The sequence below is a fragment of the Roseobacter sp. CCS2 genome (assembly GCF_000169435.1).
Classification (GTDB): Bacteria; Pseudomonadota; Alphaproteobacteria; order Rhodobacterales; family Rhodobacteraceae; genus Yoonia.
In genome coordinates, this window is the sequence record NZ_AAYB01000002.1 from 367,938 (window position 1) to 391,815 (window position 23,878).

The 23,878-nt window shown below is 55.9% G+C and carries 21 protein-coding genes; 11 read left to right on the forward strand and 10 right to left on the reverse strand.

The features are described 5' to 3' along the window. Positions 1-9 precede the first annotated feature (9 nt). Positions 10-1,026, reverse strand: a complete 1,017-nt coding sequence (gene trpS, locus RCCS2_RS08420; protein WP_008233245.1) for a tryptophan--tRNA ligase — start codon at positions 1,024-1,026, stop codon at positions 10-12. A gap of 44 nt (positions 1,027-1,070) precedes the next feature. Here trpS and RCCS2_RS08425 point away from each other — a divergent pair, with 44 nt between their 5' ends. Beyond that, on the forward strand, positions 1,071-1,796 hold the full coding sequence (locus RCCS2_RS08425) for a rhomboid family intramembrane serine protease (RefSeq protein ID WP_008233246.1): 726 nt from the start codon (positions 1,071-1,073) through the stop codon (positions 1,794-1,796). Here the strand turns inward: RCCS2_RS08425 and murJ are convergent. The 3 genes from murJ to RCCS2_RS08440 form a co-directional block, all read right to left on the reverse strand. Continuing rightward, positions 1,793-3,355: a murein biosynthesis integral membrane protein MurJ gene (murJ, locus tag RCCS2_RS08430; RefSeq protein WP_008233247.1), complete on the reverse strand. Its 1,563-nt coding sequence runs from the start codon at positions 3,353-3,355 to the stop codon at positions 1,793-1,795. The genes RCCS2_RS08425 and murJ overlap by 4 nt on opposite strands. A gap of 70 nt (positions 3,356-3,425) precedes the next feature. Continuing rightward, on the reverse strand, positions 3,426-6,221 hold the full coding sequence (locus tag RCCS2_RS08435) for a [protein-PII] uridylyltransferase (RefSeq protein WP_008233248.1): 2,796 nt from the start codon (positions 6,219-6,221) through the stop codon (positions 3,426-3,428). Further along, positions 6,202-7,386, reverse strand: coding sequence for a penicillin-binding protein activator (locus RCCS2_RS08440; RefSeq protein ID WP_008233270.1), 1,185 nt, complete (start codon positions 7,384-7,386; stop codon positions 6,202-6,204). The genes RCCS2_RS08435 and RCCS2_RS08440 overlap by 20 nt, the downstream gene beginning before the upstream one ends. Positions 7,387-7,491: 105 nt before the next feature. On the opposite strand from RCCS2_RS08440, the gene rsmI reads away from it, so the two are divergent. From rsmI to gshB, 3 genes are all read left to right on the forward strand, one after another. After that, positions 7,492-8,352 carry a 16S rRNA (cytidine(1402)-2'-O)-methyltransferase gene (gene rsmI / locus RCCS2_RS08445; protein WP_008233272.1) on the forward strand — a complete coding sequence of 287 codons (861 nt, stop codon included), beginning with the start codon at positions 7,492-7,494 and terminating at the stop codon, positions 8,350-8,352. Beyond that, a complete protein-coding gene (locus RCCS2_RS08450; RefSeq protein WP_008233274.1) occupies positions 8,349-8,705 on the forward strand; it encodes a YraN family protein in 357 nt (118 codons plus the stop codon). The genes rsmI and RCCS2_RS08450 overlap by 4 nt, the downstream gene beginning before the upstream one ends. Before the next feature lie 67 nt (positions 8,706-8,772). Then, positions 8,773-9,711, forward strand: coding sequence for a glutathione synthase (gene gshB, locus RCCS2_RS08455; protein WP_008233277.1), 939 nt, complete (start codon positions 8,773-8,775; stop codon positions 9,709-9,711). On the opposite strand, the gene RCCS2_RS08460 is transcribed toward gshB, so the two are convergent. Genes RCCS2_RS08460 through cobU form a run of 4 tightly spaced genes read right to left on the reverse strand, consistent with a single transcriptional unit; the run spans position 9,708 to position 13,117 of the window. After that, positions 9,708-11,222, reverse strand: coding sequence for a YifB family Mg chelatase-like AAA ATPase (locus tag RCCS2_RS08460; RefSeq protein WP_008233280.1), 1,515 nt, complete (start codon positions 11,220-11,222; stop codon positions 9,708-9,710). The two genes, gshB and RCCS2_RS08460, sit on opposite strands and share 4 nt — an antisense overlap. Positions 11,223-11,273: 51 nt before the next feature. Next, positions 11,274-11,963, reverse strand: a complete 690-nt coding sequence (locus tag RCCS2_RS08465) for a glutathione S-transferase (protein WP_008233282.1) — start codon at positions 11,961-11,963, stop codon at positions 11,274-11,276. A gap of 60 nt (positions 11,964-12,023) precedes the next feature. Then, complete coding sequence (locus tag RCCS2_RS08470) at positions 12,024-12,593, reverse strand: histidine phosphatase family protein (protein WP_156788487.1); 570 nt, start codon at positions 12,591-12,593, stop codon at positions 12,024-12,026. Then, the gene (gene cobU / locus RCCS2_RS08475) at positions 12,590-13,117 is read right to left on the reverse strand and encodes a bifunctional adenosylcobinamide kinase/adenosylcobinamide-phosphate guanylyltransferase (RefSeq protein ID WP_008233286.1); all 528 of its coding nucleotides are present in this window, start codon (positions 13,115-13,117) and stop codon (positions 12,590-12,592) included. Before cobU ends, RCCS2_RS08470 begins: the two co-directional genes overlap by 4 nt. Positions 13,118-13,211: 94 nt before the next feature. Here cobU and RCCS2_RS08480 point away from each other — a divergent pair, with 94 nt between their 5' ends. From RCCS2_RS08480 to RCCS2_RS08500, 5 genes are all read left to right on the forward strand, one after another. Then, on the forward strand, positions 13,212-14,090 hold the full coding sequence (locus tag RCCS2_RS08480) for an RNA polymerase factor sigma-32 (protein WP_037293772.1): 879 nt from the start codon (positions 13,212-13,214) through the stop codon (positions 14,088-14,090). A gap of 65 nt (positions 14,091-14,155) precedes the next feature. Then, positions 14,156-15,349 (forward strand): bifunctional phosphopantothenoylcysteine decarboxylase/phosphopantothenate--cysteine ligase CoaBC, encoded by a 1,194-nt coding sequence (gene coaBC, locus RCCS2_RS08485; RefSeq protein ID WP_008233288.1) that lies wholly within the window; start codon positions 14,156-14,158, stop codon positions 15,347-15,349. Further along, positions 15,346-15,801: a dUTP diphosphatase gene (gene dut, locus RCCS2_RS08490; protein ID WP_008233289.1), complete on the forward strand. Its 456-nt coding sequence runs from the start codon at positions 15,346-15,348 to the stop codon at positions 15,799-15,801. Before coaBC ends, dut begins: the two co-directional genes overlap by 4 nt. Continuing rightward, on the forward strand, positions 15,798-16,850 hold the full coding sequence (locus RCCS2_RS08495) for a HesA/MoeB/ThiF family protein (RefSeq protein WP_008233290.1): 1,053 nt from the start codon (positions 15,798-15,800) through the stop codon (positions 16,848-16,850). Before dut ends, RCCS2_RS08495 begins: the two co-directional genes overlap by 4 nt. A gap of 53 nt (positions 16,851-16,903) precedes the next feature. Beyond that, positions 16,904-18,931: a M3 family metallopeptidase gene (locus RCCS2_RS08500; RefSeq protein ID WP_008233291.1), complete on the forward strand. Its 2,028-nt coding sequence runs from the start codon at positions 16,904-16,906 to the stop codon at positions 18,929-18,931. Here the strand turns inward: RCCS2_RS08500 and RCCS2_RS08505 are convergent. Then, positions 18,928-19,458, reverse strand: a complete 531-nt coding sequence (locus RCCS2_RS08505) for an SH3 domain-containing protein (protein ID WP_008233293.1) — start codon at positions 19,456-19,458, stop codon at positions 18,928-18,930. The genes RCCS2_RS08500 and RCCS2_RS08505 overlap by 4 nt on opposite strands. Before the next feature lie 108 nt (positions 19,459-19,566). Between RCCS2_RS08505 and RCCS2_RS08510 the strand changes: the two genes are divergently transcribed. Further along, positions 19,567-20,553, forward strand: a complete 987-nt coding sequence (locus tag RCCS2_RS08510) for a 2-hydroxyacid dehydrogenase (protein WP_008233295.1) — start codon at positions 19,567-19,569, stop codon at positions 20,551-20,553. Here the strand turns inward: RCCS2_RS08510 and RCCS2_RS08515 are convergent. Further along, the gene (locus RCCS2_RS08515; RefSeq protein WP_008233296.1) at positions 20,550-21,203 is read right to left on the reverse strand and encodes a hypothetical protein; all 654 of its coding nucleotides are present in this window, start codon (positions 21,201-21,203) and stop codon (positions 20,550-20,552) included. The genes RCCS2_RS08510 and RCCS2_RS08515 overlap by 4 nt on opposite strands. Positions 21,204-21,366: 163 nt before the next feature. Between RCCS2_RS08515 and RCCS2_RS08520 the strand changes: the two genes are divergently transcribed. Further along, a complete protein-coding gene (locus tag RCCS2_RS08520; RefSeq protein ID WP_008233299.1) occupies positions 21,367-23,862 on the forward strand; it encodes a GcvT family protein in 2,496 nt (831 codons plus the stop codon). Positions 23,863-23,878 lie beyond the last annotated feature (16 nt).

Sequence of the window (23,878 nt, forward strand, 5' to 3'; positions counted from 1 at the left end):
CATAAAATATTAAGAGCGCAGCATGCCAACAATGTCATAAGTGTCGCGCAAGATCGGGTTGGCGATGGCGCGTGCCTTTTCGGCACCCGCCCCTAAGATACGATCAATTTCTGCAGGGTCCGCCATAAAGCGTGCCATTTCCGTGGAAATTGGAGCAAGCTTTGCAACAGCCAGATCAGCAAGTGCTGGTTTGAACGTACCCCATTGCGCGCCGGGATATTCAGCGATCACAGCCTCTGGTGTCATATCGGCGAGTGCTGCGTAAATATCGACCAAGTTGCGCGCCTCGGGGCGGTCTGCCAGACCGTCCAGGGTTTCCGGCAGCGGTTCCGGGTCTGTCTTGGCCTTGCGGAACTTCTTGGCGATTTTGTCTGCATCATCGGTCATGTTGATGCGTTCCATGTCGCTTTCGCCAGACTTTGACATCTTTTTGGTGCCGTCACGCAGGTTCATGATGCGCATCGCGGGGCCTTCGATGACCGGTTCTGTCAGCGGGAAGAAATCGGTCTTGAAGTCGTGGTTGAACTTGGCCGCGATATCGCGCGTCAGTTCCACGTGCTGCTTTTGGTCGTCGCCCACAGGTACGTGGGTCGCGTGATACAGAAGAATGTCAGCGGCCATTAGCGCCGGATACGCATAAAGGCCCAGCGACACTTTTTCAGCATTGCTGCCTGCCTTGTCCTTGAACTGTGTCATGCGGTTCATCCAGCCGACACGGGCGACGCAGTTGAAGATCCAGCCCAACTCGGCATGGGCCGCAACCTGACTTTGGTTGAACAGGATGGATTTACTGGGGTCGAGGCCCGCTGCCAAATAGCCTGCCGCCACTTCGCGGGTCATATTGGCCAGTTCCTTGGGGTCCTGCCACACCGTGATCGCGTGCATATCGACCACGCAATAAACGGTTTCCATCTGCCCTTGCATGCCGACAAAGCGTTTGATCGCCCCCAGATAGTTGCCAAGCGTTAACCCGCCAGAGGGTTTGATCCCTGAGAAAACGCGCGGTGTGAAAGATGTCTGGTTCATGATGCAATGTCCGGGGTGGCTTTCGGGGCAGGGGTCGCATACCCATGTCCGAGCGATGCGTCAACTTTAACTACCCCAGCGAGACCAAGATGAAGCCAGAAAGCCCGTTTAATACGTTACCGCCTGTAGTGGTTGTGCTGGCACTTGCGATTGTCGGGATTGAAGCGATCTTTCAACTGGCAAATTACGGGGTCATTGGTGGGCCGCGCGGCGTTGGTTGGCGTATTTCGGCGATCAATGAATATGGGTATTCGTCCGCCATTCTGGACCGTGTGCTGGTCAACGGTGACTATTCCTTTGATATGCTCAAGCGGTTTGTGACCTATACCTTCATCAATGGCCAACTGGTACAGGTCGCTTTTTGTGCGGCGTTGGTTCTCGCTTTGGGCAAGTTTACAGCCGAATACTATGGCTCGCTTAAGGTGGTCATCCTTTATGTTGTGACCAGCATTGCGGGGGCCGTCGTTTTTGGGCTGTTCGTTGAAAGCCGCTATCCTCTGATAGGTGCATTTACCCCGGTCTATGGGTTGATTGGTGCCTATACCTATGCGCTTTGGTTGCGTCTGGGTGCAGCGGGTGAGAACCAGATTTTGGCGTTTCGCCTGATTGGATTTTTGCTGATGTTGCAGTTGATCTTTGGGCTGATCTTTGGTGGCAACAATCAGTGGATAGCAGAGCTGACAGGTTTTTTTACAGGCTTCTTGCTATCCACACTTCTTGCGCCCGGCGGGTGGAACAGCCTTGTGGCGCGGATGCGTCAACGGTCTTAGCGACGCAGGTTGTGGCGGAACTCGGACAGTTTGAACGCGCCGATCAGATGCCCGATCCCGAAGTAGCTGACGATGCCGATTGTCACCAGAATAAGCAAAGCCAGATAGCGAAGGGCACCTGCGCCAAAGAATGGTGTCATGGTCGTCGCAGTAACGACAAGGATCAATCCCATAGCACCTGATGCGACAACGATCCGTCCAAGCCGTTGCTTGAAGCGATTATCGAATTTGCCAGCATCACCCATGGTGCGTGCGCCGCGCATCAATAGTAGAACCATGGCCCATCCCGTCAGCGAGGTGCCAATCGCCGCGGCGGCAAAGCCAATAACGGGTGCAAGGCCTATTGCCAGCGCTGCGTTCAACACCATCGCCATCACGGCATAATAAAACGGGCGTTTGGTGTCTTCGCGGGCGAAGAACAGTGGTTGAAGTGTCTTTTGCAGCACGAAAGCAGGCAGGCCCAGCCCGTAAATCGCAACCGCCAACGCCGTTGCGGCAGTATCATCGCTGGTGAATGCGCCCCGTTCGAACAAGACACTGACAAGGGGCAACGGAATGGCCATCAGGGCCACCGACGCAGGAATGGTCAGCGCGAGGCTGATCTCGGATGCGCGGTTAAAGGCATCGCGCCCGCCCGCTGCGTCGCCTGCCCGCAAGCGACGCGAAAGATCCGGCAGCAATACGACGCCAATGGCAATGCCAACCACACCAAGTGGAAGCTGATACAATCGATCCGCATAGCTTAGCCATGCGACCGCACCGTCAAAAAAGCTGGCCACCTGTCGGCCGACCAAAAGGTTCACTTGCACCACACCACCCGCGAGCGCGGCAGGGGCGGCAATGATCGCCAGCCTTTTGAGTTCCGGCGTGATCTTCGGCATGCCGATGCGCAGCGCATAGCCTGCCCGTTTGGCCGCAACCCAGACCACTGCCAATTGCGCAATGCCTGCGATGGGTACAGCGTATGCCAACGATTGACCGATAGTGGTTTGTCCGTCCGCCCCGGTGCAATCACACACAAACCCGGTGACGATCAGGGCCAATACAAAAATGATATTCAGCAAGATTGGGGCCGCTGCCGCGGCGGTGAAGCGCCCGGTGGCGTTCAGCACGCCGGACAGCAATGCCGTCAGTGATATGAACAGGATATACGGAAAGGCGATCCGGCCATAATAAACGGCCAGGTCAAACCGCTCTGTTCCCAGAAAACCGCTGGCCATCAAGGTGACAAGGGCGGGCATGAAGACGACACCAAGCACGGTAAAAATAGTCAAAATACCGCCCAGCCCAACAAAGGCGTCCTGCGCGAAACGATGCGCGTCATCACCGCCTTCCACTTTCTTTGAAAACATTGGCACAAAGGCCATGTTAAAAGCACCTTCGGCAAAGAAACGGCGGAACAGATTAGGCAGGGAAAAGGCGATGAGGAAAGCTTCGGCCACAGGGCCAGTGCCCAAAAACGCCGCAATCATGATGTCGCGTACAAAGCCCATCACACGGCTGAGCAGCGTCCAGATGCCAACGGTAAAAAAGCCTGACATCAGGCGGATCGGTTTCATGTGCCGCGCCCCAAAGTTTCGCGAAACTCTGGTCTGTCTTTTATGGGAAAAACGGTGCCTTGCATGGCCATTATCCTGCGACTGCGCGTTCGGCGCCTTGGGCAATCGCTTCGCGCAGTTTGCGTTCCAGCCCTGCGCGCTTGGCCTCTGAGTGGTATTTCAGCCCGACGATATCTTTGACGTAGAATGTATCCACCACCTGCTCTCCATAGGTCGCGATGACTGCTGAGGCGATATAGACATGGTTATTCGCAAGAGTTCGGGTCAAATCGTAAAGAAGTCCGGTACGGTCGCGTGTATCGACCTCAATGATGGTGTAAATTTCGGACCCGTCGTTGTCGAAACTGATGTTGGTCGGGACCTTGAAGGCGCGTTCGCGTTTCTTGATCTTGTCTTTGTCCTTAAGCGCGTCTTTGGCCACGACTTCACCGCGCAAGGTACGTTCGATCATCTTGCGCAGGCGCGGCAGGCGCGCGGCCTCGTAAGGGTTGCCGTCATTGTCCTGCACCCAAAACACAGCCGTGGCGTAGCCGTCGTTTGATGTGTAGGTCCGCGCATCAACCACATTCGCGCCGACCAGTGCTAATGCCCCGGTCATGCGGCTGAAAAGCCCCGGATGATCAACCATGGCAAAGCAAGCGCGGGTCGCGTCACGGTCTTCGTCCAACATCAGGTCAATCTTGATTTCATCATCTGCGATTTCGCGCAGGAGTTTGGCAAAAACTTTTTGCGCGGCAAGCGGCAGGCCTTGCCAGTAAGGGCCATAGTGTCGGCTCATCTCTGTCTTGAGTGTCTTTTTATCCCAATCAGAAAGTGCGCTACGCAGCGCGCGCTTGGCCTCTGCCTCGCGGGTGTCGCGGTTGAGGTCTTCTAGGCCCGTCTCCAACGCTGATTTCGTGGCCTTATAAAGATTGCGGATCAGCACTGCCTTCCAGTTGTTCCACGTCCCCGGTCCAACCCCGCGAATGTCACAGACCGTCAGAGCGGTCAGCAAGTCCAGCCGTTCCACAGACTTGACCGCCTTGGCAAAGCCGCGCACCGTGCGGGGCTCTGCGATGTCGCGTTTTTGGGCGACGTCAGACAGCAACAGGTGATAACGGATCAGCCACTCGACCGTTTCGCATTCTTTTTTGTTCAGGCCCAACCGCGGCGCGACTTTTCGTGCGATTTGTGCGCCAAGGATCGAATGATCCTCTGGACGGCCTTTGCCGATGTCATGCAACAGCAATGCCACATAAAGCACTTTACGGTTTACGCCGCGTTCCAGAATGCCGGACACAACAGGCAGTTCTTCGATCAGTTCCTTGCGTTCGATCTGTGCAAGGTTGCTGATGCATTGGATCGTATGTTCATCGACTGTGTAGTGATGGTACATATTGAACTGCATCATCGCGACAATTGGCGCGAATTCGGGAATGAAGGCGGCCAGCACGCCCAATTCATTCATGCGTCGCAGCGCCCGTTCGGGGTTGCCATGCTTGAGCATCAGATCAAGGAAGATCCGTCGCGCCTCTTTGTTGTCGCGCATATCGGCGTCGATCTGATCAAGATTTGCCGAAATGAGCCGCATCGCATCAGGGTGCAAAAGGGTTCCCGTTCGCAATGCTTCTTCAAACAAACGCAGAATATTGAGCTTATCTTCCAAGAACGCCTTTTCGTTGCCAACGGTCAGTCGGTTTTGCTTGATGGCATAGGGCGGTTTGGCCTTCTTGCGCCTTTTAAGCAGCCGCACCAGCATTGGGTCTTGCTTGGTATGGTTTGCTTCCAACGCGGTCAGGAAGATGCGTGTCAGTTCACCGACATGGGTGGCTTGCCGGAAATAAGCTTGCATGAAATGCTCGACCCCGCGCCTGCCGCCGTGGTCTTTGTAGCCCATGGCTGTTGCCACCTCGACTTGCATATCGAAGGTCAGCTGATCGGTGGGTCTGGCTGCGATAAGATGCAAATGGCAGCGGACCGCCCATAAGAAGTCTTCGGCGGTGACGAAGGTTTCGAATTCCTCGGCTTTGAAGACACCCAGATCGACCAGTTCAGCGGCGTCTTTTACGCCATTGACGTATTTGCTGATCCAGAAAAGCGATTGCAGGTCGCGCAGCCCGCCTTTGCCTTCTTTGACATTGGGTTCGACCACATATCTTTGCCCGCCTTGTTTGCGGTGGCGGGTTGCGCGTTCTTCGAGTTTAGCCTCGATGAATTCGCTTGCCGTTGATTTGAAAAGGTCCGACCACAGCCGTTCGCCAAGCTCATTCGCCAGTGCAGCGTCACCAGCCAAAGGCCGGTATTCAACCAGCGACGTCCGAATTGTGTAGTCTTCCTTGGCCAACCGCAGGCAATCCTTCACCGTGCGACTTGCGTGCCCAACCTTCAGTTTCAGGTCCCACAGCATATAAAGCATGGATTCGATCACGCTTTCAGCCCAAGGTGTGATCTTGTAAGGCGTCAGAAACAGTAAATCGACGTCCGAATGCGGCGCCATTTCCCCGCGCCCATAGCCACCAACCGCAATCAGTGAAAGCCGCTCGCTTTCGGTAGGATTGGGAAGGGGGTGCAGGTGCGTTGTCGCGACGTGCAGAACAGTCTTCACAATCTGATCGGTCAGCCAGCTATACGCACGTGTCGTGGGGCGCGATGCAAAAGGTTGCGCTTGAAAGGCCGAAGCGATCTGCTGCATGCCCGCTTTGCGCGCCTGAGACAACGCTTTGACGGTGGCCGCCCTGACAGCTTTTTCAGAGGTGGCTTTGCCCACGGCTGCGTCAACTTGTGCGGCCACAGCTGCGGCGTCAAAAATAGTGGGCGCCGGACAGATCAAACTGTCCGGCGCGCTATCATCCAGCAGTGAAAAAGGGTCAGAGGCCGGGGCCGCCAAAGCTTCTTGGGGCTTGTTCAAGGATCACAACCTGATTGTTTTGAATAGTGGCAACCGCCAGTCCGCGTTGGTTCAGACCGTTTGGTAACAGGCGAAACACGCCCGCTGTCCCACGGAAACCTTGCGATTGCGTCAATGCGGATTTTGTCACCGCCTCAGTATTGCCTGCGGCAGCCAACGCACCGATGGCCGCAATACCGTCATAGGCCAATCCGGCCAATGGATGCGGTGTATCGCCATATGTTGCAGCGTAGCGGTTGGCGAAAAGTGCGGCTGTGCTGGGGTCTGGCAGGGCGAAAAGCCCGCCTTCAAGCCCCGGAAGTGCAGCCAGTTGCGGCAGCGTGTCCCAACGGGTCAACCCGATGAAGCGGCTGCGATCGGTGTCCATGCCGGCATCGGGCAGCGCTGTTGCGATGATCGGCAAATCGGCATTGGCCCCTGCGGTGGTGAACACCCCTTGCGCCCCAGAGTTTCGCACACTTGATACGATCCGACGGGTCGAAGTGAAAATACCCTGCTGGGACACCGGATAGCTTTCGACGCCCACAACTTCGCCACCGTTACCCTGAACGGCAGTGGTAATGGCATCACGCCCCACACGGCCAGCTAAGTTATCACCATGGACAACGATATAGCGGCTTACCCCCTGACGCGTGCCAAATTGAACAAGGCGCTGGGCCGTATTGTCGAATGTTGATCCCAAAACAAAGACGTTGCCACCCGCAATGGCGCGGTTGTTGGAGAAAGCCAGAACGTTCACGTTGCGTCCGGCAATCGCGACCCCGGCGGCATTTGCTGCCTCGCCATAAAGCGGGCCAATGATGATCTTGGCACCTTCGTTTACAGCTTGCGTTGCTGCAATCGCCGCTTGCTGTGGGTTGCCACCGGCGGTGTTATAAACCCGCAGGTCAATGGTCGCACCTTCCAGATCAGCAATCGCCAGCCGTGCCGCATTTTCGAAATTCTGGGCCAGCAAGTTATCCGTCGCTTGCGCAGAACCGCCGGGGACAAGCAATGCCACCTCGATTGGTTCGCTTGGGTCAATCTGGCGGCCAACATTGGCATCCGGTGCGAGCGTCACATCACACGCGGCAAGCCAAAGCAGTGCGGTAAATGCGAAAAAGCGAGCCATTGGCTTGCGGGCGTTGCTGAAACAAGCAAACATACGTGGTATTCCTCCTGTTTCGCGGGTGCATGCAGCTGGCATAGGCCAGATAACAGTCCGCGACTTTGGAGATCATCATAAAGCAGGGGGCTGGCGGGTCCAGAGATGAATTTGATAACCAAGCCACTCTCTGCTGGTCTGTATTTCGTGGCCACGCCCATTGGATCAGCGCGAGACATGACATTGCGTGGCCTTGATATCCTTGCCTCTGCCGATCTGATAGCGGCAGAGGACACGCGAACGGCCCGCAAACTGATGGAAATCCATGGTGTGGCGTTGAACGGGCGCAAGGTGGTGGCATTCCATGATCACAGCGGTGATGCAGCGGTTTCGCGGTTGATCGCAGACATGAAGGCCGGGAAATCAGTGGCATATGTGTCCGAGGCAGGCACACCGCTTGTTGCAGATCCGGGGTACGAGTTGGGCCGCGCGGCCATTGCAGACGGGGTCGCAGTCACCTCGGCACCGGGCGCGTCAGCGGTATTGGCGGCATTGACGGTCTCTGGCTTGCCGACGGATCGTTTTGCGTTTGTGGGCTTCCTGCCGGCGGCAAAGAAACAACGCGAAACCGAAATTGCAGCGCTACGCGATATACCTTTTACGTTGGTCTTTTATGAAAGCCCGAAACGCGTTGGCGAAATGTTAGGTAATTTGCGCGATGTCTTGGGAGGCGCGCGGGAAGCTGTGGTTTGTCGCGAGCTGACGAAGAAGTTTGAAGAAGTGACACGCGGACCGCTGATGGAATTGGCCGATGCGTTTGAAGGGCGATCCGTTAAGGGCGAACTTGTCGTTCTTGTTGGGCGTGCAGGTGCGGTTGATATCGCTGACGATGATGTGGATGCCGCCTTGCGCGAGGCGATGAAGACGATGCGTGTGAAAGACGCGGCAACTGTTGTTGCGGGTGCATTGGGTTTGCCGCGCAGGCAAGTCTATCAGACGGCGCTGAACATGGGAGACGATGATTGAGCGGATCAGTTGGATATCATGCAGGATTGGCCGCGGAAGAGATCGTGGCCAATGATTATACCAGACGTGATCATGTGGTGGCCGCGCGCCGATGGCGTGGACAGGCCGGTGAAATTGATCTGATCGCGCGCCAAGGCGATACCGTCATTTTCATCGAAGTGAAGAAAAGCCGCAGTTTTGCAACGGCTGCCGCGCGTTTGGGGCGCAGGCAGATGGAACGAATTCTGGCGACTGCAACTGAGTTTTTGGCGGGTGAACCGCGTGGTCAGTTGACGGATGTGCGCTTTGATCTGGCAGTTGTGAATGGTCTTGGTGGCCTGAATGTGATCGAAAACGCTTTTATGGAGCAATGACGGCCCATTGCACATAACCTCACGCTGGGCCATCTAGAAGCGAACTGTTGCACGCAAGGGATTTGCTATGTCGCTCAAGATTGCTTTCCAGATGGACCCGATTGGTCCGATTGACATTGATGCCGACAGCACGTTTCGGATTGCCGAAGAAGCGCAGGCGCGTGGGCATCAACTGTTCTACTATACACCTGATAAGCTGGCCTATGATCAGGGTCGCGTGACGGCCAAGGGTTGGCCGCTGACCGTTAAGCGGGTGAAGGGCGATCATTTCGCACTTGGTGACGAACAGGTCGTCGACCTATCTGATTATGATGTTATCTGGCTGCGCCAAGACCCGCCTTTTGACATGAGTTATATCACGACAACCCATATTCTTGATATGGTACATCCCGATACGTTGGTCGTGAACGATCCGTTTTGGGTGCGCAACTATCCTGAGAAGCTGTTGGTGTTGGATTTCCCCGATCTGACACCGCCCACAATGATTGCGCGCGATCTGGAGACGCTCAAGACGTTCCGGGAAACGCATGGCGATGTCATCCTCAAACCGCTTTATGGTAACGGCGGTGCAGGTGTGTTCAAGCTCAAACAAGGTGATAGCAATCTGGCGTCTTTGCATGAGCTTTTTGCTGGTATCAACCGTGAGCCATTGATTATGCAGCAGTTTTTGCCGGATGTGGCCAAGGGCGACAAACGCGTCATCCTTGTGGATGGCGCACCTGTCGGTGCGATCAACCGGGTCCCCGCGGCGGGCGAAACCCGTTCGAACATGCATGTGGGCGGTCGCCCGGAGAAGGTTGATCTGACGGATCGGGACCGCGAGATTTGCGCGCGGATCGGCCCGCTATTGCGCGAAAAAGGCCAGATATTTGTTGGTATTGACGTGATTGGCGATTGGTTGACCGAAATCAACGTTACCTCACCAACGGGCATTCAAGAACTTGAACGCTTTGATAACGTCAATATCGCCGAGAAGATATGGCAGGCAATCGAAGCCAAACGCTAGACTTCTTTTGACATGGCCAGCCGATAGCTGACCGCTTCGGCAACATGCGGATGGCGCACTTCAGTCGCGCCTTCAAGATCCGCGATAGTGCGCGCGACACGTAGCACGCGGTGATAGCCCCGTGCAGACAGGCCAAAGCGTTCGGCCACTTTGATCAACAGCGCGCGCCCTTCGGCGTCAGGTGTCGCGATTTCTTCCAGAAGGTGGCCTTCCATGTCCGCATTCACGCGGGTTTGTGCGTGATCGGCAAAGCGCGCTGTTTGCGTGTCGCGCGCCTTGTGCACACGCGCGGCCACATCGGCAGAGCTTTCACCGGTTTCGGGCAGATCAAGATCGGTGAAGGCCACAGGCGGCACTTCGACCCGCAGATCGAACCTATCCATCAGAGGCCCGGATATGCGCCCCATATATTCTTCTCCGCAGATGGGTACGCGGGCGCAGGCTCTTGCCGGATCGGCAAGGTATCCGCATTTGCAGGGGTTTGCGGCCGCAACCAGCATAAAACGACAAGGATAGCGGACGTGCGCATTGGCGCGCGCAACGACGACTTCGCCTGTCTCAATCGGTTGCCGCAATGTTTCAAGGACGGTGCGTGGGAACTCTGGAAATTCGTCCATGAAAAGCACGCCATTGTGGGCGAGACTGATCTCGCCGGGTTTCGCATTGCGCCCACCACCCACGATTGCGGCCATGGAAGCGGTATGGTGCGGTTCGCGGAATGGTCTTTCACGATTGATCCCGCCTTCATCCAACAGCCCTGAAAGCGAATGGATCATGGACGTTTCCAGCGCTTCTGCAGGCGTGAGTTGTGGCATGATACCGGGGATGCGCGCGGCCAGCATGGATTTGCCAGACCCCGGCGAGCCAACCAAAAGCAGATGGTGTCGCCCGGCGGCTGCGATTTCCAGCGCCCGTTTTGCCCGTTCCTGCCCTTTGACTTCTGACAGGTCGCGCGCGCCTGTTTGGCCCAAGACTTCGCCTGGTTCTGCGGGTTGCAGAACCGATTGCCCGGAAAAATGCCGCACCATATCGGCCAATGTGCGTGGCGCGATAACATTGACGGCCCCAACCCATGCGGCCTCTGCGCCGCAGGCGTGCGGGCAAAGCAGCGTGCGATCTTCTTGTGCTGCGGCCATGGCCGCGGGCAAGGCACCCACCACCGGCACGAGGGTTCCGTCCAAAGACAGCTCACCCAATGCCACCGTCTGCGCGGCATCATCGCGTGGGATGATATCAAGCGCTGCAAGAAGCGCCAAAGCGATGGGCAGGTCGAAGTGCGACCCCTCTTTTGGCAAGTCCGCAGGTGACAAGTTCACTGTTATCCGTTTGGACGGCAGCGCGATGGCCATTGCCGTCAGCGCCGCGCGCACTCTTTCGCGTGCTTCAGATACGGCCTTGTCCGGAAGCCCGACGATAGAGAATGCCGGAATCCCCGGTGTCACCGCGCATTGGACTTCTACCAAACGCGCCTCGATCCCTTCAAATGCCACTGTGTACGCCAGCGCAACCATTGCGTTCCCCCGTTTATGGTTAACGGGTAGGGCGAGGGTCTTTAAGAAAGGTTAATTTCTATCACCGGGCCACGGCTTGCGTTCGAGCGGAAGTTGATATGGGAAAGGTTCATGAACCTCTTTCATCGCGGCTTTGCGCCATGCCAGAAACGCGGCATCGTTAAGATGCGCATCAACATAGGCACGCGATGCATCGCTGACAGGCAAGCCATAAGCGGTCATGCGCATGGCGACCGGGGCATAGAACACATCCGCAAGAGAGTAAGCCCCAAACAGCCAAGGACCATCTGAGCCATGTCGTGTACGGGCCAAAGACCACAATTCTTCGATCCGGTGCAGATCTTGTTGGACAGCTTGGGACACCTCGAATTCCTGCCAACAGAAATTGAGCATCATGGGGCAGGCGCTACGCAACGCATGAAAGCCACTGTGCATTTCAGCCGTGATGGAACGTGCCAGTGCGCGCGCGGCAGGGTCGGGCGGATAGAGGTTTGCGTTTGGATGGTTTTCGGCCAGCGTTTCAGCCATGGCGAGGCTATCGGTTAACACGTAACCTTCGGCTGTGCGCATCACAGGAACGGTGCGGGCGGGCGTAAGATGGGCCAAATCGGCTTGCATCGTGCCGGTATAAAGCCCGACCATATGTGCCTGATAAGGCAGTCCGAATTTTTCCAACATCAGCCAGCCGCGCAAAGACCAACTGCTGAAGGTGCGATCACCAATATAAAGTTCATACGTCATAGTGATAGGCATAGTTGATGAGGGTAGTTTCATACCAACGTTCATATGTGACGCGGCCCATCACGGATTGTGATTGATGTGTTCTGCCGTCCAATTGGTGTCGCCGGTATCAAGAACCGTGACTGAAAGGTTATCGATCCGGTGGCTGAACGCCTCATAAGCGCCGATCCCCAAGGCGCGTTGTACCTGTGTCAGGATCACCCCGAAATGCGCAACGACGATCAGATCGGTGTGCCCTTCGCCCAAATACCCGTCAATTGCATCGTCGACGCGGCGGCGGACCGCATTCCAGCTTTCGCCGTTGGGTGGCGCAATGTGGCCGGGGGTTTCCCAATAGGCACGGATACGGACGGGATCTTCGGCCTCGACCTCGCTGAATGTGCGCAATTCCCAATTGCCGAAATTGATTTCACGCAGGTTTTTGTCATGCGGCAGGCGGATGGCGGGGGTCAATATATCTGCGGTGGCCGACGCCCGGATCAGATCAGATGAAACAACAGGCGCGTCAGGCAGGAAGGCGCGCAATCTGCCAATGGCGTCCTTGTCGGATAGATCGGCAGGAATATCTGACCAACCCACCATGGATTTGGCATGTGTCGGGCCATGGCGCACCATCCACAGCCTGGTCACGGCAATGTACCTTTCAGCGCAAGCGGTAGCCCCGCCATAACCGCCACGACCAGATCAGCCTCAGCTGCCAACCGTTGGTTAAGGCGACCCTGGGCGTTGCGAAATTTGCGCGACAGCGCGTTGTCGGGAACAATGCCTTGGCCGACTTCGTTTGAAACGATGGTCACAGGACCTTTGCAAGCAGCAAGGGCTTGGACAAGTGCATCAGTGTGTGCATCAACATCATGTTCGCCCAAAATGACGTTGGTCAGCCAAAGTGTGGCGCAATCGATCAAGGTTGGTTGTCCAGACCGGACTGTGGCCAGAGCGGTCGTCAAATCAAGCGGTACTTCAATCGTGTGCCATCCCGTGCCGCGCATGTCGCGATGTTTCGCAACTTTTTCTGCCATTTCTTTATCGAAGACCTGTGCGGTCGCGATATAGACAGGATTATCCTTTGCCCTTTGTAAAACAAGGCTTTCTGCGAATGCAGACTTTCCCGAGGCTGCCCCGCCTAGGATCAGAGTGAGTTTCGGCAATGGCATAAGCGTAACTTTTTGTGATCCATCTTATTCAACCCTACGTAATCATTTCAGACAACAAAGTTAATGCATCACAATGCTATCTGGGAGAAATACAATGGGCGCTACCGGTTTTTCTGATCAAACTTTGTCTCGGACGGCGATGAAAGCGGAACTGCTTGACGCCGAGACCGAACTTGCCCTTGCTTACGCCTGGCGCGATGAGCGTGACGAGAAAGCTCTGCATCGCCTTATCACCGCGTACATGCGTTTGGCCATTTCAATGGCGTCCAAGTTCAAACGCTACGGTGCGCCAATGAACGACCTTATTCAGGAAGCATCGGTTGGTCTGATGAAAGCCGCTGACAAGTTTGACCCTGATCGCGGTGTGCGCTTTTCGACCTACGCTGTTTGGTGGATCAAAGCGTCTATTCAGGACTATGTGATGCGCAACTGGTCCATGGTGCGAACCGGTTCTACATCGTCCCAAAAGTCTTTGTTCTTCAACATGCGCCGCGTGCAAGCCCGGTTGGAGCGTGAAGCGGCAGCCGAAGGTCGCGTGATGGATAAGCAGGAAATGCGCGAATTGATCGCGATTGAAGTAGGTGTTCCACTGCATGATGTTGAAATGATGGAAGGTCGCTTGTCGGGGTCAGACTTTTCGTTGAATGCAACCCAGTCAGTAGAGGACGAAGGCCGCGAGTGGATTGATGCGCTTGAGGATGATGGCCCGCAAGCCGCAGAAACTGTTGAGCATACGCATGACAATGATACTTTGCGTCAGTGGTTGTTGACTGCCCTGTCGAACCTGAATGATCGCGAACAGTTCATCGTGCGCGAACGCAAGCTGCGTGAAGACCCACGCACGCTGGAAAGTCTTGGTACAGAGCTGGGTTTGTCAAAAGAACGGGTACGCCAGTTGGAAGCCGCAGCTTTTGGCAAGATGCGCAAAAGTCTTGAGTCCCAAAGTTCTGAGGTGCATGCATTTTTCGTATGAACCCCGACATTGTCTTTCCGGTCTGATCTGACCTAGTGTCGGGCCACGGATGCGGGAGACATGCCATGCTGGCAAACAAGCATATTCTCTTAATTGTTGGAGGCGGCATTGCCGCCTTCAAATCTTTGGACCTTGTCCGCCGTTTGCGCGAACAGGGCGCACGGGTGACACCGGTGTTGACCAAAGCAGGCGCAGAGTTTGTGACCCCGCTAAGCCTTTCGGCCCTGTCTGCGTCTAAAGTGTACCAAGACCTGTTTAATCTTACCGATGAGGCTGAGATGGGACATATCGAATTGTCCCGCGCGGCTGATCTGATTGTTGTGGCCCCTGCGACCGCTGATGTGATGGCGAAGATGGCAGGGGGGCATGCGAATGATTTGGCCTCTACCCTGCTTTTGGCGACCGATAAACGCGTTTTGATTGCGCCGTCGATGAATGTACGGATGTGGGAACATCCAGCGACCCAACGCAATTTGGCAACTTTGCGCAATGATGGCATTTTGGTGATTGGTCCAAACGAGGGTGATATGGCTTGCGGCGAATATGGTCCTGGCCGCATGGCGGAAGTGCCCGAAATTATCGCGGCAATTGATGGTGCGCTGGCGGATGGGCCGCTGAAGGGCAAACATGTTCTGGTGACGTCTGGCCCGACGCACGAGCCGATTGATCCGGTGCGCTACATCGCCAACCGGTCGTCTGGCGCGCAAGGCACGGCAATTGCCAAGGCTCTGGCCGCACTTGGTGCTGATGTGACCTTTGTAACAGGTCCGGCGGATGTGCCGCCGCCAATGGACGTGACCGTCGTGAAGGTTCAGACCGCCGCGGAAATGCTGAAGGCTGTGAAGGCGGCAGGCAACGTGGATGCTGCGGTTTTTGCTGCGGCGGTGGCTGATTGGCACGTGGCAAACGCCGGTGACAGTAAGATCAAGAAAGATGGATCGGGGTTGCCAAAGCTCGAATTTGCCGAAAACCCCGATATTTTGGCGACTGTTTCGCAGATGACAAAGGGGCGCCCGAAATTGGTAGTGGGTTTTGCCGCTGAGACGGATGACGTGATTGCCAATGCGACGGCCAAACGTAAGCGCAAGCAATGCGACTGGATCGTTGCCAATGATGTATCGCCGGAAACCGGCATCATGGGCGGGTCCGAGAACGCTGTCACGCTGATCTCTGCTGATGGCGCTGAAAGCTGGCCGCGCATGTCGAAAGATGCGGTTGCGGCAACCCTTGCTGACCGTATTGCAGAGGCACTTGCGTGAGCGTAACAGTCCAATTTCAGTGGGAAGACGGGGCTGACCAGAGTTTTGGTTTACCTGCCTATGAAACAGCCGGGGCCGCCGGTGCGGATTTGCGTGCGAATATGCATGATCGCGGGGATATCACAGTTGCGCCGGGTGGTCGTGCGCTGGTTCCCACAGGTTTGCGGATGGCTATCCCCACGGGGTATGAGGTGCAGGTCCGCCCGCGATCTGGCCTTGCCTTGAAACATGGCATCACCTTGCTGAATACACCCGGCACGATTGACAGCGATTATCGGGGGCCATTGGGTGTGATTGTGATGAATCTTGGCAGCGCGGATTTTGCAGTGACACACGGCATGCGGATTGCACAGATGGTCGTCGTTCCTGTGGTGCAGACACGGTTTGAAACCGTTTTAGAACTAGATGAAACCAGCCGGGGTGCGGGTGGTTTTGGGTCCACCGGCCAATGATTATGGTCGGTACAATGGCAATCACCCTTTGGGTGATTGGCTGGGCGATGAAGGCGCCTTACGCGGTGCGCTTGAACATGATGGCGATGCTTTTAGTTGGCGTCATGATGATCCATGTGATTTTGCCAGATGGTCATCCATTGCGCTTGGCGACAGGCGGTGACGCGCGGCTGTGGGCGATCTTCTTTGGCTTTGGTGTGCTGGTTTGGGTGTATAGCAAGTTTTTGGGTGGGCTGAAGGCGCGGGTCAAACGGCCTGAGACAGCAGCGTTAAAGACCGATAGCTTTTCACCCACTGAACTGGATCGTTATGCCCGCCATATCATCCTGCGAGAGGTCGGTGGCCCGGGGCAGAAGGCGTTGCGCGATGCGAAAGTTTTGGTTGTGGGGGCAGGGGGCCTTGGTGCGCCTGCACTGGAATATCTTGCTGCCGCCGGTGTTGGAACGATTGGTGTGATTGATGACGATGTGGTTGAGAATGCAAACCTGCACCGACAGGTCATTCATCTTGATCGCAACATCGGTATACCGAAAGTGCACTCTGCGGCTGAGGCGATGACAGCGCAAAACCCTTTTGTGACAGTGCGCCCTTATGCCCGCAGGCTCGACGCTGAAATTGCGGCGGATCTGTTTTCTGATTATGACTTGATCCTTGATGGCAGCGATAACTTTGTGACCCGCTATTTGGTGAATGAAACAGCGGTCGCGGCAGACAAGCCTTTGATTGCCGCAGCGCTTACCCAATGGGAAGGCCAGATCAGCGTTTATGAACCGGCCAAGGGCACGCCCTGCTATGCCTGCGTCTTTCCCAAACCGCCTGATCCTGCGTTGGTCCCAAGCTGTGCCGAGGCGGGTGTTATTGGCCCGTTGCCGGGTGTGATCGGGTCGATGATGGCCGTTGAAGCGATGAAACTGATTACGGGTGCTGGCGAGAGCCTTGGCGGGCGTTTGCTGATTTATGATGCGCTTTATGCCCAAACCCGAACGATTGCTGTGAAACCAGAGCCGGATTGCAAGGTTTGCAAAGGCAAAGGCCTGACTGCAACCTAGACCTCTGGTGTTTTGGGCGCAGCACACTACCTAAAGTTCAAAGGAGATTTCCCATGACAAACCCGCTGCTTGCCGATTGGAACACACCATTTGGGCTGCCGCCCTTTGATCTGATCTCGGACGATGATTTCGCACCTGCTGTCGATGCCGCTTTGACAGAATCGCGTGCCAACATTGCCGCTATTGCGGAAAATCCAGACGCCCCCGATTTCGCGAACACGATTGAGGCGTTGGAGCGTGCAGATGAAATGCTGGGCCGTGTTTTGGGTGCGTTTTACAACGTAGCGGGCGCTGACAGTAATCCTAAACGCGAAGCTTTGCAGCGCGAATTTGCGCCATTGTTGAGCGCGTATGGGTCTGAGGTGTCAGAGAACAAGGCGCTTTTCGCCCGGGTCGAGGCCGTTTGGGAAAAGCGTGATGAGCTGGACCTGACTGATGAGCAACAACGCGTTTTGATGCTGACGCGTCGTGGTTTTGTGCGCTCTGGTGCGCAATTGGAAGGTAAAGCGGCTGAGGAATTGCGCGCGGTCAAATCGCGCCTGTCGGTTTTGGGTACTGACTTTATGCAAAACCTGCTGGCGGACGAGCGTGACTGGTTCATGAAATTGGATAAAGACGATTTGATCGGTCTGCCTGACTTTGTCGTTGCGACAGCTAAGGCCGCCGGGGACGAAAAAGATGCAGGCGGGCCGGTTGTGACCCTATCCCGGTCATTGATCGTGCCGTTCCTGCAATTTTCGGAACGTCGTGATCTGCGCCAGAAAGCGTATGAAGCATGGGGTGCGCGTGGTGCCAACGGTGGTGAAACGGATAATCGTGGTATCGCGGCCGAGACGCTGAAACTGCGGGAAGAACGCGCCAACCTGTTGGGGTATGACACGTTTGCCGACTTCAAACTTGAAACCGAAATGGCGGGTACGCCGGGTGCTGTGCGCGATCTTTTGATGAAGGTTTGGGAACCTGCCAAAGCGGCGGCAGAGAATGATGCGAAGGTGCTGGAACGATTGCTGCATTCTGACGGCTTTGATGGTCCGTTGGAGCCGTGGGACTGGCGCTTTTATTCGGAAAAGCGACGCAAGGAATTGCACGACCTCGATGAGGCAGAGTTGAAGCCGTATCTGCAATTGGATCGCATGATTGAGGCGTCATTTGCGTGCGCCAACCGGCTGTTCGGGCTGGAATTTAAGGCGATTGAAGCCCCGGTTTATCACCCTGACGTGCGGTTGTGGGACGTGACGCGCGATGGCGAACATGTCGCTGTGTTTATGGGCGACTACTTTGCCCGTGGTTCCAAACGCTCTGGCGCGTGGTGTTCGGCGATGCGATCACAACAGCGGTTGAGCGGTGATATTCGCCCCCATGTCGTCAACGTCTGCAACTTTGCCAAGCCAGAGGCGGGGAAACCAGCGTTGTTGTCTTATGATGACGCACGCACGCTGTTTCACGAATTTGGCCATGCGCTGCACCAAATGCTGTCTGATGTGACCTATGAAAGTATCTCTGGCACGTCGGTGGCCCGTGATTTTGTGGAACTGCCAAGCCAGCTTTATGAACACTGGTTGGAGGTGCCAGAAGTCCTGGCTGAATTTGCGACGCATGCTGAGACCGGTGAGCCGATGCCAGAGGATTTGTTGAACCGGATGTTGGGGGCTGCGACCTATGACATGGGGTTCCAGACCGTCGAATATGTTGCCTCGGCCTTGGTTGATCTGGGCTTTCATGATGGTCCGGCACCTGCTGATCCGATGCAGCGACAGGCGGAAATCTTGGAAGAGATCGGGATGCCGCACGCCATTCGCATGCGCCACGCGACCCCGCATTTTGCGCATGTCTTTGCGGGTGACGGGTATTCCAGCGGATATTACAGCTATATGTGGTCCGAAGTGATGGACGCGGATGCCTTTGCCGCCTTTGAAGAGACCGGCGATCCGTTTGATGCGGAAACGGCCAAGCGACTGGAAGAAACGGTTCTGTCCTCGGGTGGCTCTGTCGATGCGGCTGATCTTTACACGGCTTTCCGCGGACGTCTGCCAGGTGTTGAGGCTTTGTTGAAAGGGCGCGGACTGGACAAAGCGGCCTAGTCGCGGATTTCCGCGTCGGCGACACCCCAAAGTGCTGCTTTCCGGGCCCAGCCGCGGTAGCCGCCAGCGGTCAACCGGCACCATTCTGGATTGCAGTCGCCCAATCGTGCGACAACGCCAGTTTCAAGCACTGCATTTTCCAGCGCACCCGGTTCAGGACGGGTGCGCAAGACGGTGTTGGGTTCTTCGATCACAACGGTGCGCGCGCCTGACAACATTCTGTAATGTACCCAGCCACCTTGGCCATCGCGGTCAATGACCCGCCGCCAGTGACCGTATTCAGCAATCACTTGCAGCGGCATGCTTTGGCGTTGAAAGACCCAATCGATGCGATGCGAAAGAGAGGGGCCACGACGCACATTTGCCTCGCTCGCACGAAGCGACACATAGCGCGGGAGCGGCAGATTTGTCTCGGGACCAATGGCGGGGCCTGCGTTGCCTTGCTGCGCATAAGCGCTGCTTGCCCCAAGCACGACCGCAAAGATGGCGATCTGACATACGCGGACCCAATGCGCGATCATACCCATTGTTTACCTTTACTGCTCTTTTTGCGGCGCGCGGTTCTTGTGCTGCGCGTCCCTTTCGCGCAACCTGACATGACAAGGCCGATTTGAAAACCCGTGGGAGGGCATTGCATGCCAGGTAAGCATCTAAGTGTTGTCGTGACGCGACGGTTGCCCGAGGTTGTGGAAACCCGGCTGAAAGAACTTTTTGACGTTGAATTGCGCGAAGATGACACGCAGATGACGGCAGACCAGCTGGCCGAAGCGATGGGTCGGGCCGATGTTTTGGTTTGCACGATCACCGATCAGATTGATGCAAAGCTGTTGGGCCGTGCCGGGGATCAGTTGAAACTGATTGCGAATTTTGGTGCGGGTGTGGACCACATTGATGTAGCGACCGCCCGTCAGCGTGGCATTCACGTATCGAATACCCCGGGCGTCGTGACAGAGGATACCGCCGATATGGTCATGGCGCTGATCCTGGGTGTGACACGCCGCATGGCTGAAGGGTTGCGTGTCGCACAGTCAGACAGCTGGGGCGGTTGGGCGCCAACGGCGATGCTGGGTGGCCGGATCAAAGGCCGCCGCCTGGGCATTTTGGGCATGGGCCGGATTGGTCAGGCCGTGGCGCGGCGTGCGGCGGCCTTTGGCATGCAGGTGCATTATCACAACCGCAAACGACTGCGCCCGGAAATCGAAGAAGAACTCGACGCGACTTACTGGGAAAGCCTTGATCAGATGGTCGCCCGAGTCGATATCCTGTCGATCAATTGTCCGCATACCCCATCGACGTTCCATTTGATGAATGCGCGGCGCTTGAAGCTGATGAAACCGGATGCTGTCATCGTGAACACATCACGCGGAGAGGTTATCGACGAAAATGCGCTGACACGCATGTTGCGCGCAGGTGAGATTGCGGGTGCCGGTCTGGACGTGTTTGAACGCGGATACGAGATTAATCCGCGCCTGCAAGCCCTGCCAAATGCGATTTTGCTGCCACATATGGGTTCGGCCACCCTCGAAGGTCGGATCGAGATGGGTGAGAAGGTGATCGTGAATATCAAGACCTTTGCGGACGGTCACAGACCGCCTGATTTGGTCGTCCCCGCCATGCTTTAACCGGCCCAGGTTTCAGGTAGAACTTTGAACTGATCATCTTCGTCGATGATGTTGATGTAATGCATCATCGAATGCGCCAGAAAACCTTTGTGCTTCACTGATTCAAATAGCTTCGCCTGCCCCATATGGTGATAGGCCGCGGGCACTTTCGGGACCGGATCATCGGTGCGGTTTACCAATAGACAGCGCCCATCCTGAACCACCCCATGTTTGCTCCATTTTGGGCGCGGGGCCGCAAAGCCGATAGCAGGAGCATTGTAGGTCTTGGACAGGATTTGCGCCGCGGCGGCACCCAATGAATGACCGATGATGTAATTTGGCGTCACATTTTTCCGTTTCAGCCATTCGAAAATTTCGATCGAATATCTTAGGAAACCTTGGTGCCATTTTGTGCCGGATGCACCTTTTTCGCTTGCTGTTGCATCTTTGAGCACCAAACGTTGGTTGCCCAGTCGCAGTGGGCGTAGGTTGAATTTAACGTAGTCTCTGACGGAATTTGACCCCGGTAATAGCAGGATATTGCCTTCCAGCAGATGGGCCTGCACATCGCCGTGGTCCAAGGATTTGATGACACGTGGGCTGACAATACGGCCCGCTTTATAGCTGGCATCGGCCAAGGTTGCGGCATCTTTCAATTTATAAATCGTCATCGTGTTACCCCTAAATAGCCGTAGCCAAACACGATTGGCCCATTCTGCCTAGTCGGGAAACCCTGACCCTTGTCGGTTTTGCGCTGTATCCGGTCGGCTGGTTCTGTCGCGTCCCAGCTGTTTCGCGCAAATTAATGCCAAAGGTGCCAAGGGAGTCGTCATCATGAAAACGCAGGTCAAAGCATTGGTTGTCGGTGGCGGCGCTGTCGGCACGTCGATTGCCTATCACTTGGCCAAGGCAGGCTGGGACGACGTGATGTTGTTGGAGCGGGACGAGTTGACCTCTGGGTCCACTTGGCACGCGGCTGGATTGCTGCCCTTGTTCAACATGTCCTTTGCGACGACCCATATCCATAAATACTCGGTCGATTTTTATAAATCACTTGAGGCAGAAACCGGCCTGAATGCCGGTTTTGCCGTTGTTGGCAACCTGCGTATGGCGCAGACCCAAGAACGGATGGATGAGTATATGCTCTATGCCTCCACCGCTGAGACTTGCGACGTGCCTTATGTCTGGATGACACCGGATGAGATCAAGACAAAGTGGCCATTGATCCGCACTGAGGATCTGAAAGGCGCGCTTTATCACCACACGGATGGCTATATTAACCCTGCCGATGTGACCCAAGCGATGGCCAAAGGGGCCCGTCAGCACGGCGCAGTGATTGAACGCAAGTGGCAGGCGGATGCGTTTGAGTGGAATGGCGAAGCGTGGGATGTCACCTGTACCAAAATGGTTGAAAAAGGGGGCAATCTTGTCGCCTCGGACGAGCAGATTGTCATTACAGCCGAGCATGTTGTCACGGCTTCTGGCAACCACGCGCAGACAACCGCCAAGAAGCTGGGGATCAAGATGCCGGCGATCCCGGTTGAACACCAATTTATCGTGATGGACCAAGACCCGGAGCTTGTGAAGTTCCGCGCTGAAGGCAATGTTGAGCATCCGGTCATTCGCGATGCAGATGCGCAATCCTATGTGCGTGAAGAACGTGGTGGGTGGATTTTGGGTGTCTATGAAAAAGGCGCGCCTGCGGTTTTTGAACACGGCGTGCCTGACAGTTTCCGGGCTGATCTGTTCCCGCTCGATCTGGAGCGGATTGAAGATCAATATATGGCCATGATCCACCGTCTGCCGTCTTGCGAAGAAAGCGGGCTGAAGGACGATTTTAACGGCCCGATTTGTTATACGCCGGATGGTAACCCGCTTGTTGGTCCTGCACCGGGGCTGCGCAATATGTGGCTGGCGGAAGGATTCTCGTTCGGGATCACGGCGGCGGGTGGCACCGGATACTATCTTGCGCAGATGATGGTCGATGGCGAGGCCGAGATCGACATGGCATCGCTGGATCCCAAGCGCTATGGCGACTGGATGACGACCGAATTTGCGGCGCGCAAAAACGAAGAATGTTATGACCACGTTTATGTGCTGCATCATCCGGATGAAGAGCGTCCGGCCTGTCGCCCGTTGCGCACATCACCTGCCTATGATCGTCAGGCAGCGCGCGGTGCGCAGTTTGGATTTGTAAATGGATGGGAGCGGCCGAATTACTTTGCGCCCGTAGGTTTCAACGACCATGACAGCCGGTCTTTCCGCCGTGGCGGTTGGTGGCAATACGCTGTGGACGAGGCCAAGGCGATCCGGGAAGGTGTTGGCCTGATTGACGCGACCGCCTTTGCTAAGCACCGGATCAGCGGGCCGGGTGCGACGGCGTTCCTGGAATGGTTCACGACCAACAAACTGCCGCGCGTCGGCCGGATTAACCTGACCTATGCGCTGACCAGCCACGGAACCACCCGTACGGAATTCACCATCGTGCGGCTTGCCGAGGATGACTATTACCTTGTGTCTGCCGGTGGCTGGCACGCCTATGATCAGGATTACCTTTACAAGCTGATCATGGAAAAAGAGGAAGAATTCGGGCGCATCAACGAACAGGATGTGACGACACAATGGGGTGTCTTTGCAATTGCCGGCCCAAAGTCGCGCGATGTGTTGAACGCCGTCATCAATGATGCAGACCCGGCGACGGCCCTATCAAACAAACGCTTTCCATGGTTGTCCGCCAAGCAAATTGAACTGGGCATGTGTCCCGTTAACGCGATCCGGGTGGCCTATACCGGTGAGCTGGGCTGGGAATTGCATCATCCGATTGAAATGCAGAACTATCTTTTTGATCTGCTCGAAAAGGCGGGTGAACCACATGGGATGAAGCTGGTGGGCGCACGCGCGCAAAACTGGTTGCGGCAGGAAAAATCTTACCGTGCGTTTGGGACCGAATTGGGCCGTGATGCGACACCGTTGGAGGCTGACCTGCCGCGCTTTGTGGATTTGTCCAAGGACTTTAACGGGAAGGCCGCGATGCAGGCCAAGGGCATCCGTTCAAAATGTGTCACCTTGTTGATTGATGGGCCCGCGGATGCTGATCCGTGGGGGCGCGAGGCGCTGTATGCGACGGACGGTACACGCGTTGGGCGTTTGACCTCGGGTGGGTATTCGGTGGCATTCGAGAAATCCATCGGTATAGGTTACGTGAAACCGGAGCTGGCTGAAGTGGGCACCAAGTTGCAGGTCAAAATGCTGGATCAGCTTTGGAATGCCGAGATTGTTGAGGATAGTCCTTACGACCCCAAGAACACCACAATCCGCGTGGATGGTTGACAGATGCTGCCCGTAA

Coding starts and splice junctions, on each gene's coding strand:
- RCCS2_RS08515 (WP_008233296.1), bottom strand. CDS start 21,203: ATGACGATTTATAAATTGAAAGATGCCGCAACCTTGGCCGATGCCAGC.
- RCCS2_RS08440 (WP_008233270.1), bottom strand. CDS start 7,386: ATGTTTGCTTGTTTCAGCAACGCCCGCAAGCCAATGGCTCGCTTTTTC.
- coaBC (WP_008233288.1), top strand. CDS start 14,156: ATGCTGGCAAACAAGCATATTCTCTTAATTGTTGGAGGCGGCATTGCC.
- RCCS2_RS08510 (WP_008233295.1), top strand. CDS start 19,567: ATGCCAGGTAAGCATCTAAGTGTTGTCGTGACGCGACGGTTGCCCGAG.
- RCCS2_RS08480 (WP_037293772.1), top strand. CDS start 13,212: ATGGGCGCTACCGGTTTTTCTGATCAAACTTTGTCTCGGACGGCGATG.
- cobU (WP_008233286.1), bottom strand. CDS start 13,117: ATGCCATTGCCGAAACTCACTCTGATCCTAGGCGGGGCAGCCTCGGGA.
- RCCS2_RS08520 (WP_008233299.1), top strand. CDS start 21,367: ATGAAAACGCAGGTCAAAGCATTGGTTGTCGGTGGCGGCGCTGTCGGC.
- gshB (WP_008233277.1), top strand. CDS start 8,773: ATGTCGCTCAAGATTGCTTTCCAGATGGACCCGATTGGTCCGATTGAC.
- RCCS2_RS08500 (WP_008233291.1), top strand. CDS start 16,904: ATGACAAACCCGCTGCTTGCCGATTGGAACACACCATTTGGGCTGCCG.
- murJ (WP_008233247.1), bottom strand. CDS start 3,355: ATGAAACCGATCCGCCTGATGTCAGGCTTTTTTACCGTTGGCATCTGG.
- trpS (WP_008233245.1), bottom strand. CDS start 1,026: ATGAACCAGACATCTTTCACACCGCGCGTTTTCTCAGGGATCAAACCC.
- rsmI (WP_008233272.1), top strand. CDS start 7,492: ATGAATTTGATAACCAAGCCACTCTCTGCTGGTCTGTATTTCGTGGCC.
- RCCS2_RS08495 (WP_008233290.1), top strand. CDS start 15,798: ATGATTATGGTCGGTACAATGGCAATCACCCTTTGGGTGATTGGCTGG.
- RCCS2_RS08465 (WP_008233282.1), bottom strand. CDS start 11,963: ATGACGTATGAACTTTATATTGGTGATCGCACCTTCAGCAGTTGGTCT.
- RCCS2_RS08425 (WP_008233246.1), top strand. CDS start 1,071: ATGTCCGAGCGATGCGTCAACTTTAACTACCCCAGCGAGACCAAGATG.
- RCCS2_RS08460 (WP_008233280.1), bottom strand. CDS start 11,222: ATGGTTGCGCTGGCGTACACAGTGGCATTTGAAGGGATCGAGGCGCGT.
- RCCS2_RS08505 (WP_008233293.1), bottom strand. CDS start 19,458: ATGGGTATGATCGCGCATTGGGTCCGCGTATGTCAGATCGCCATCTTT.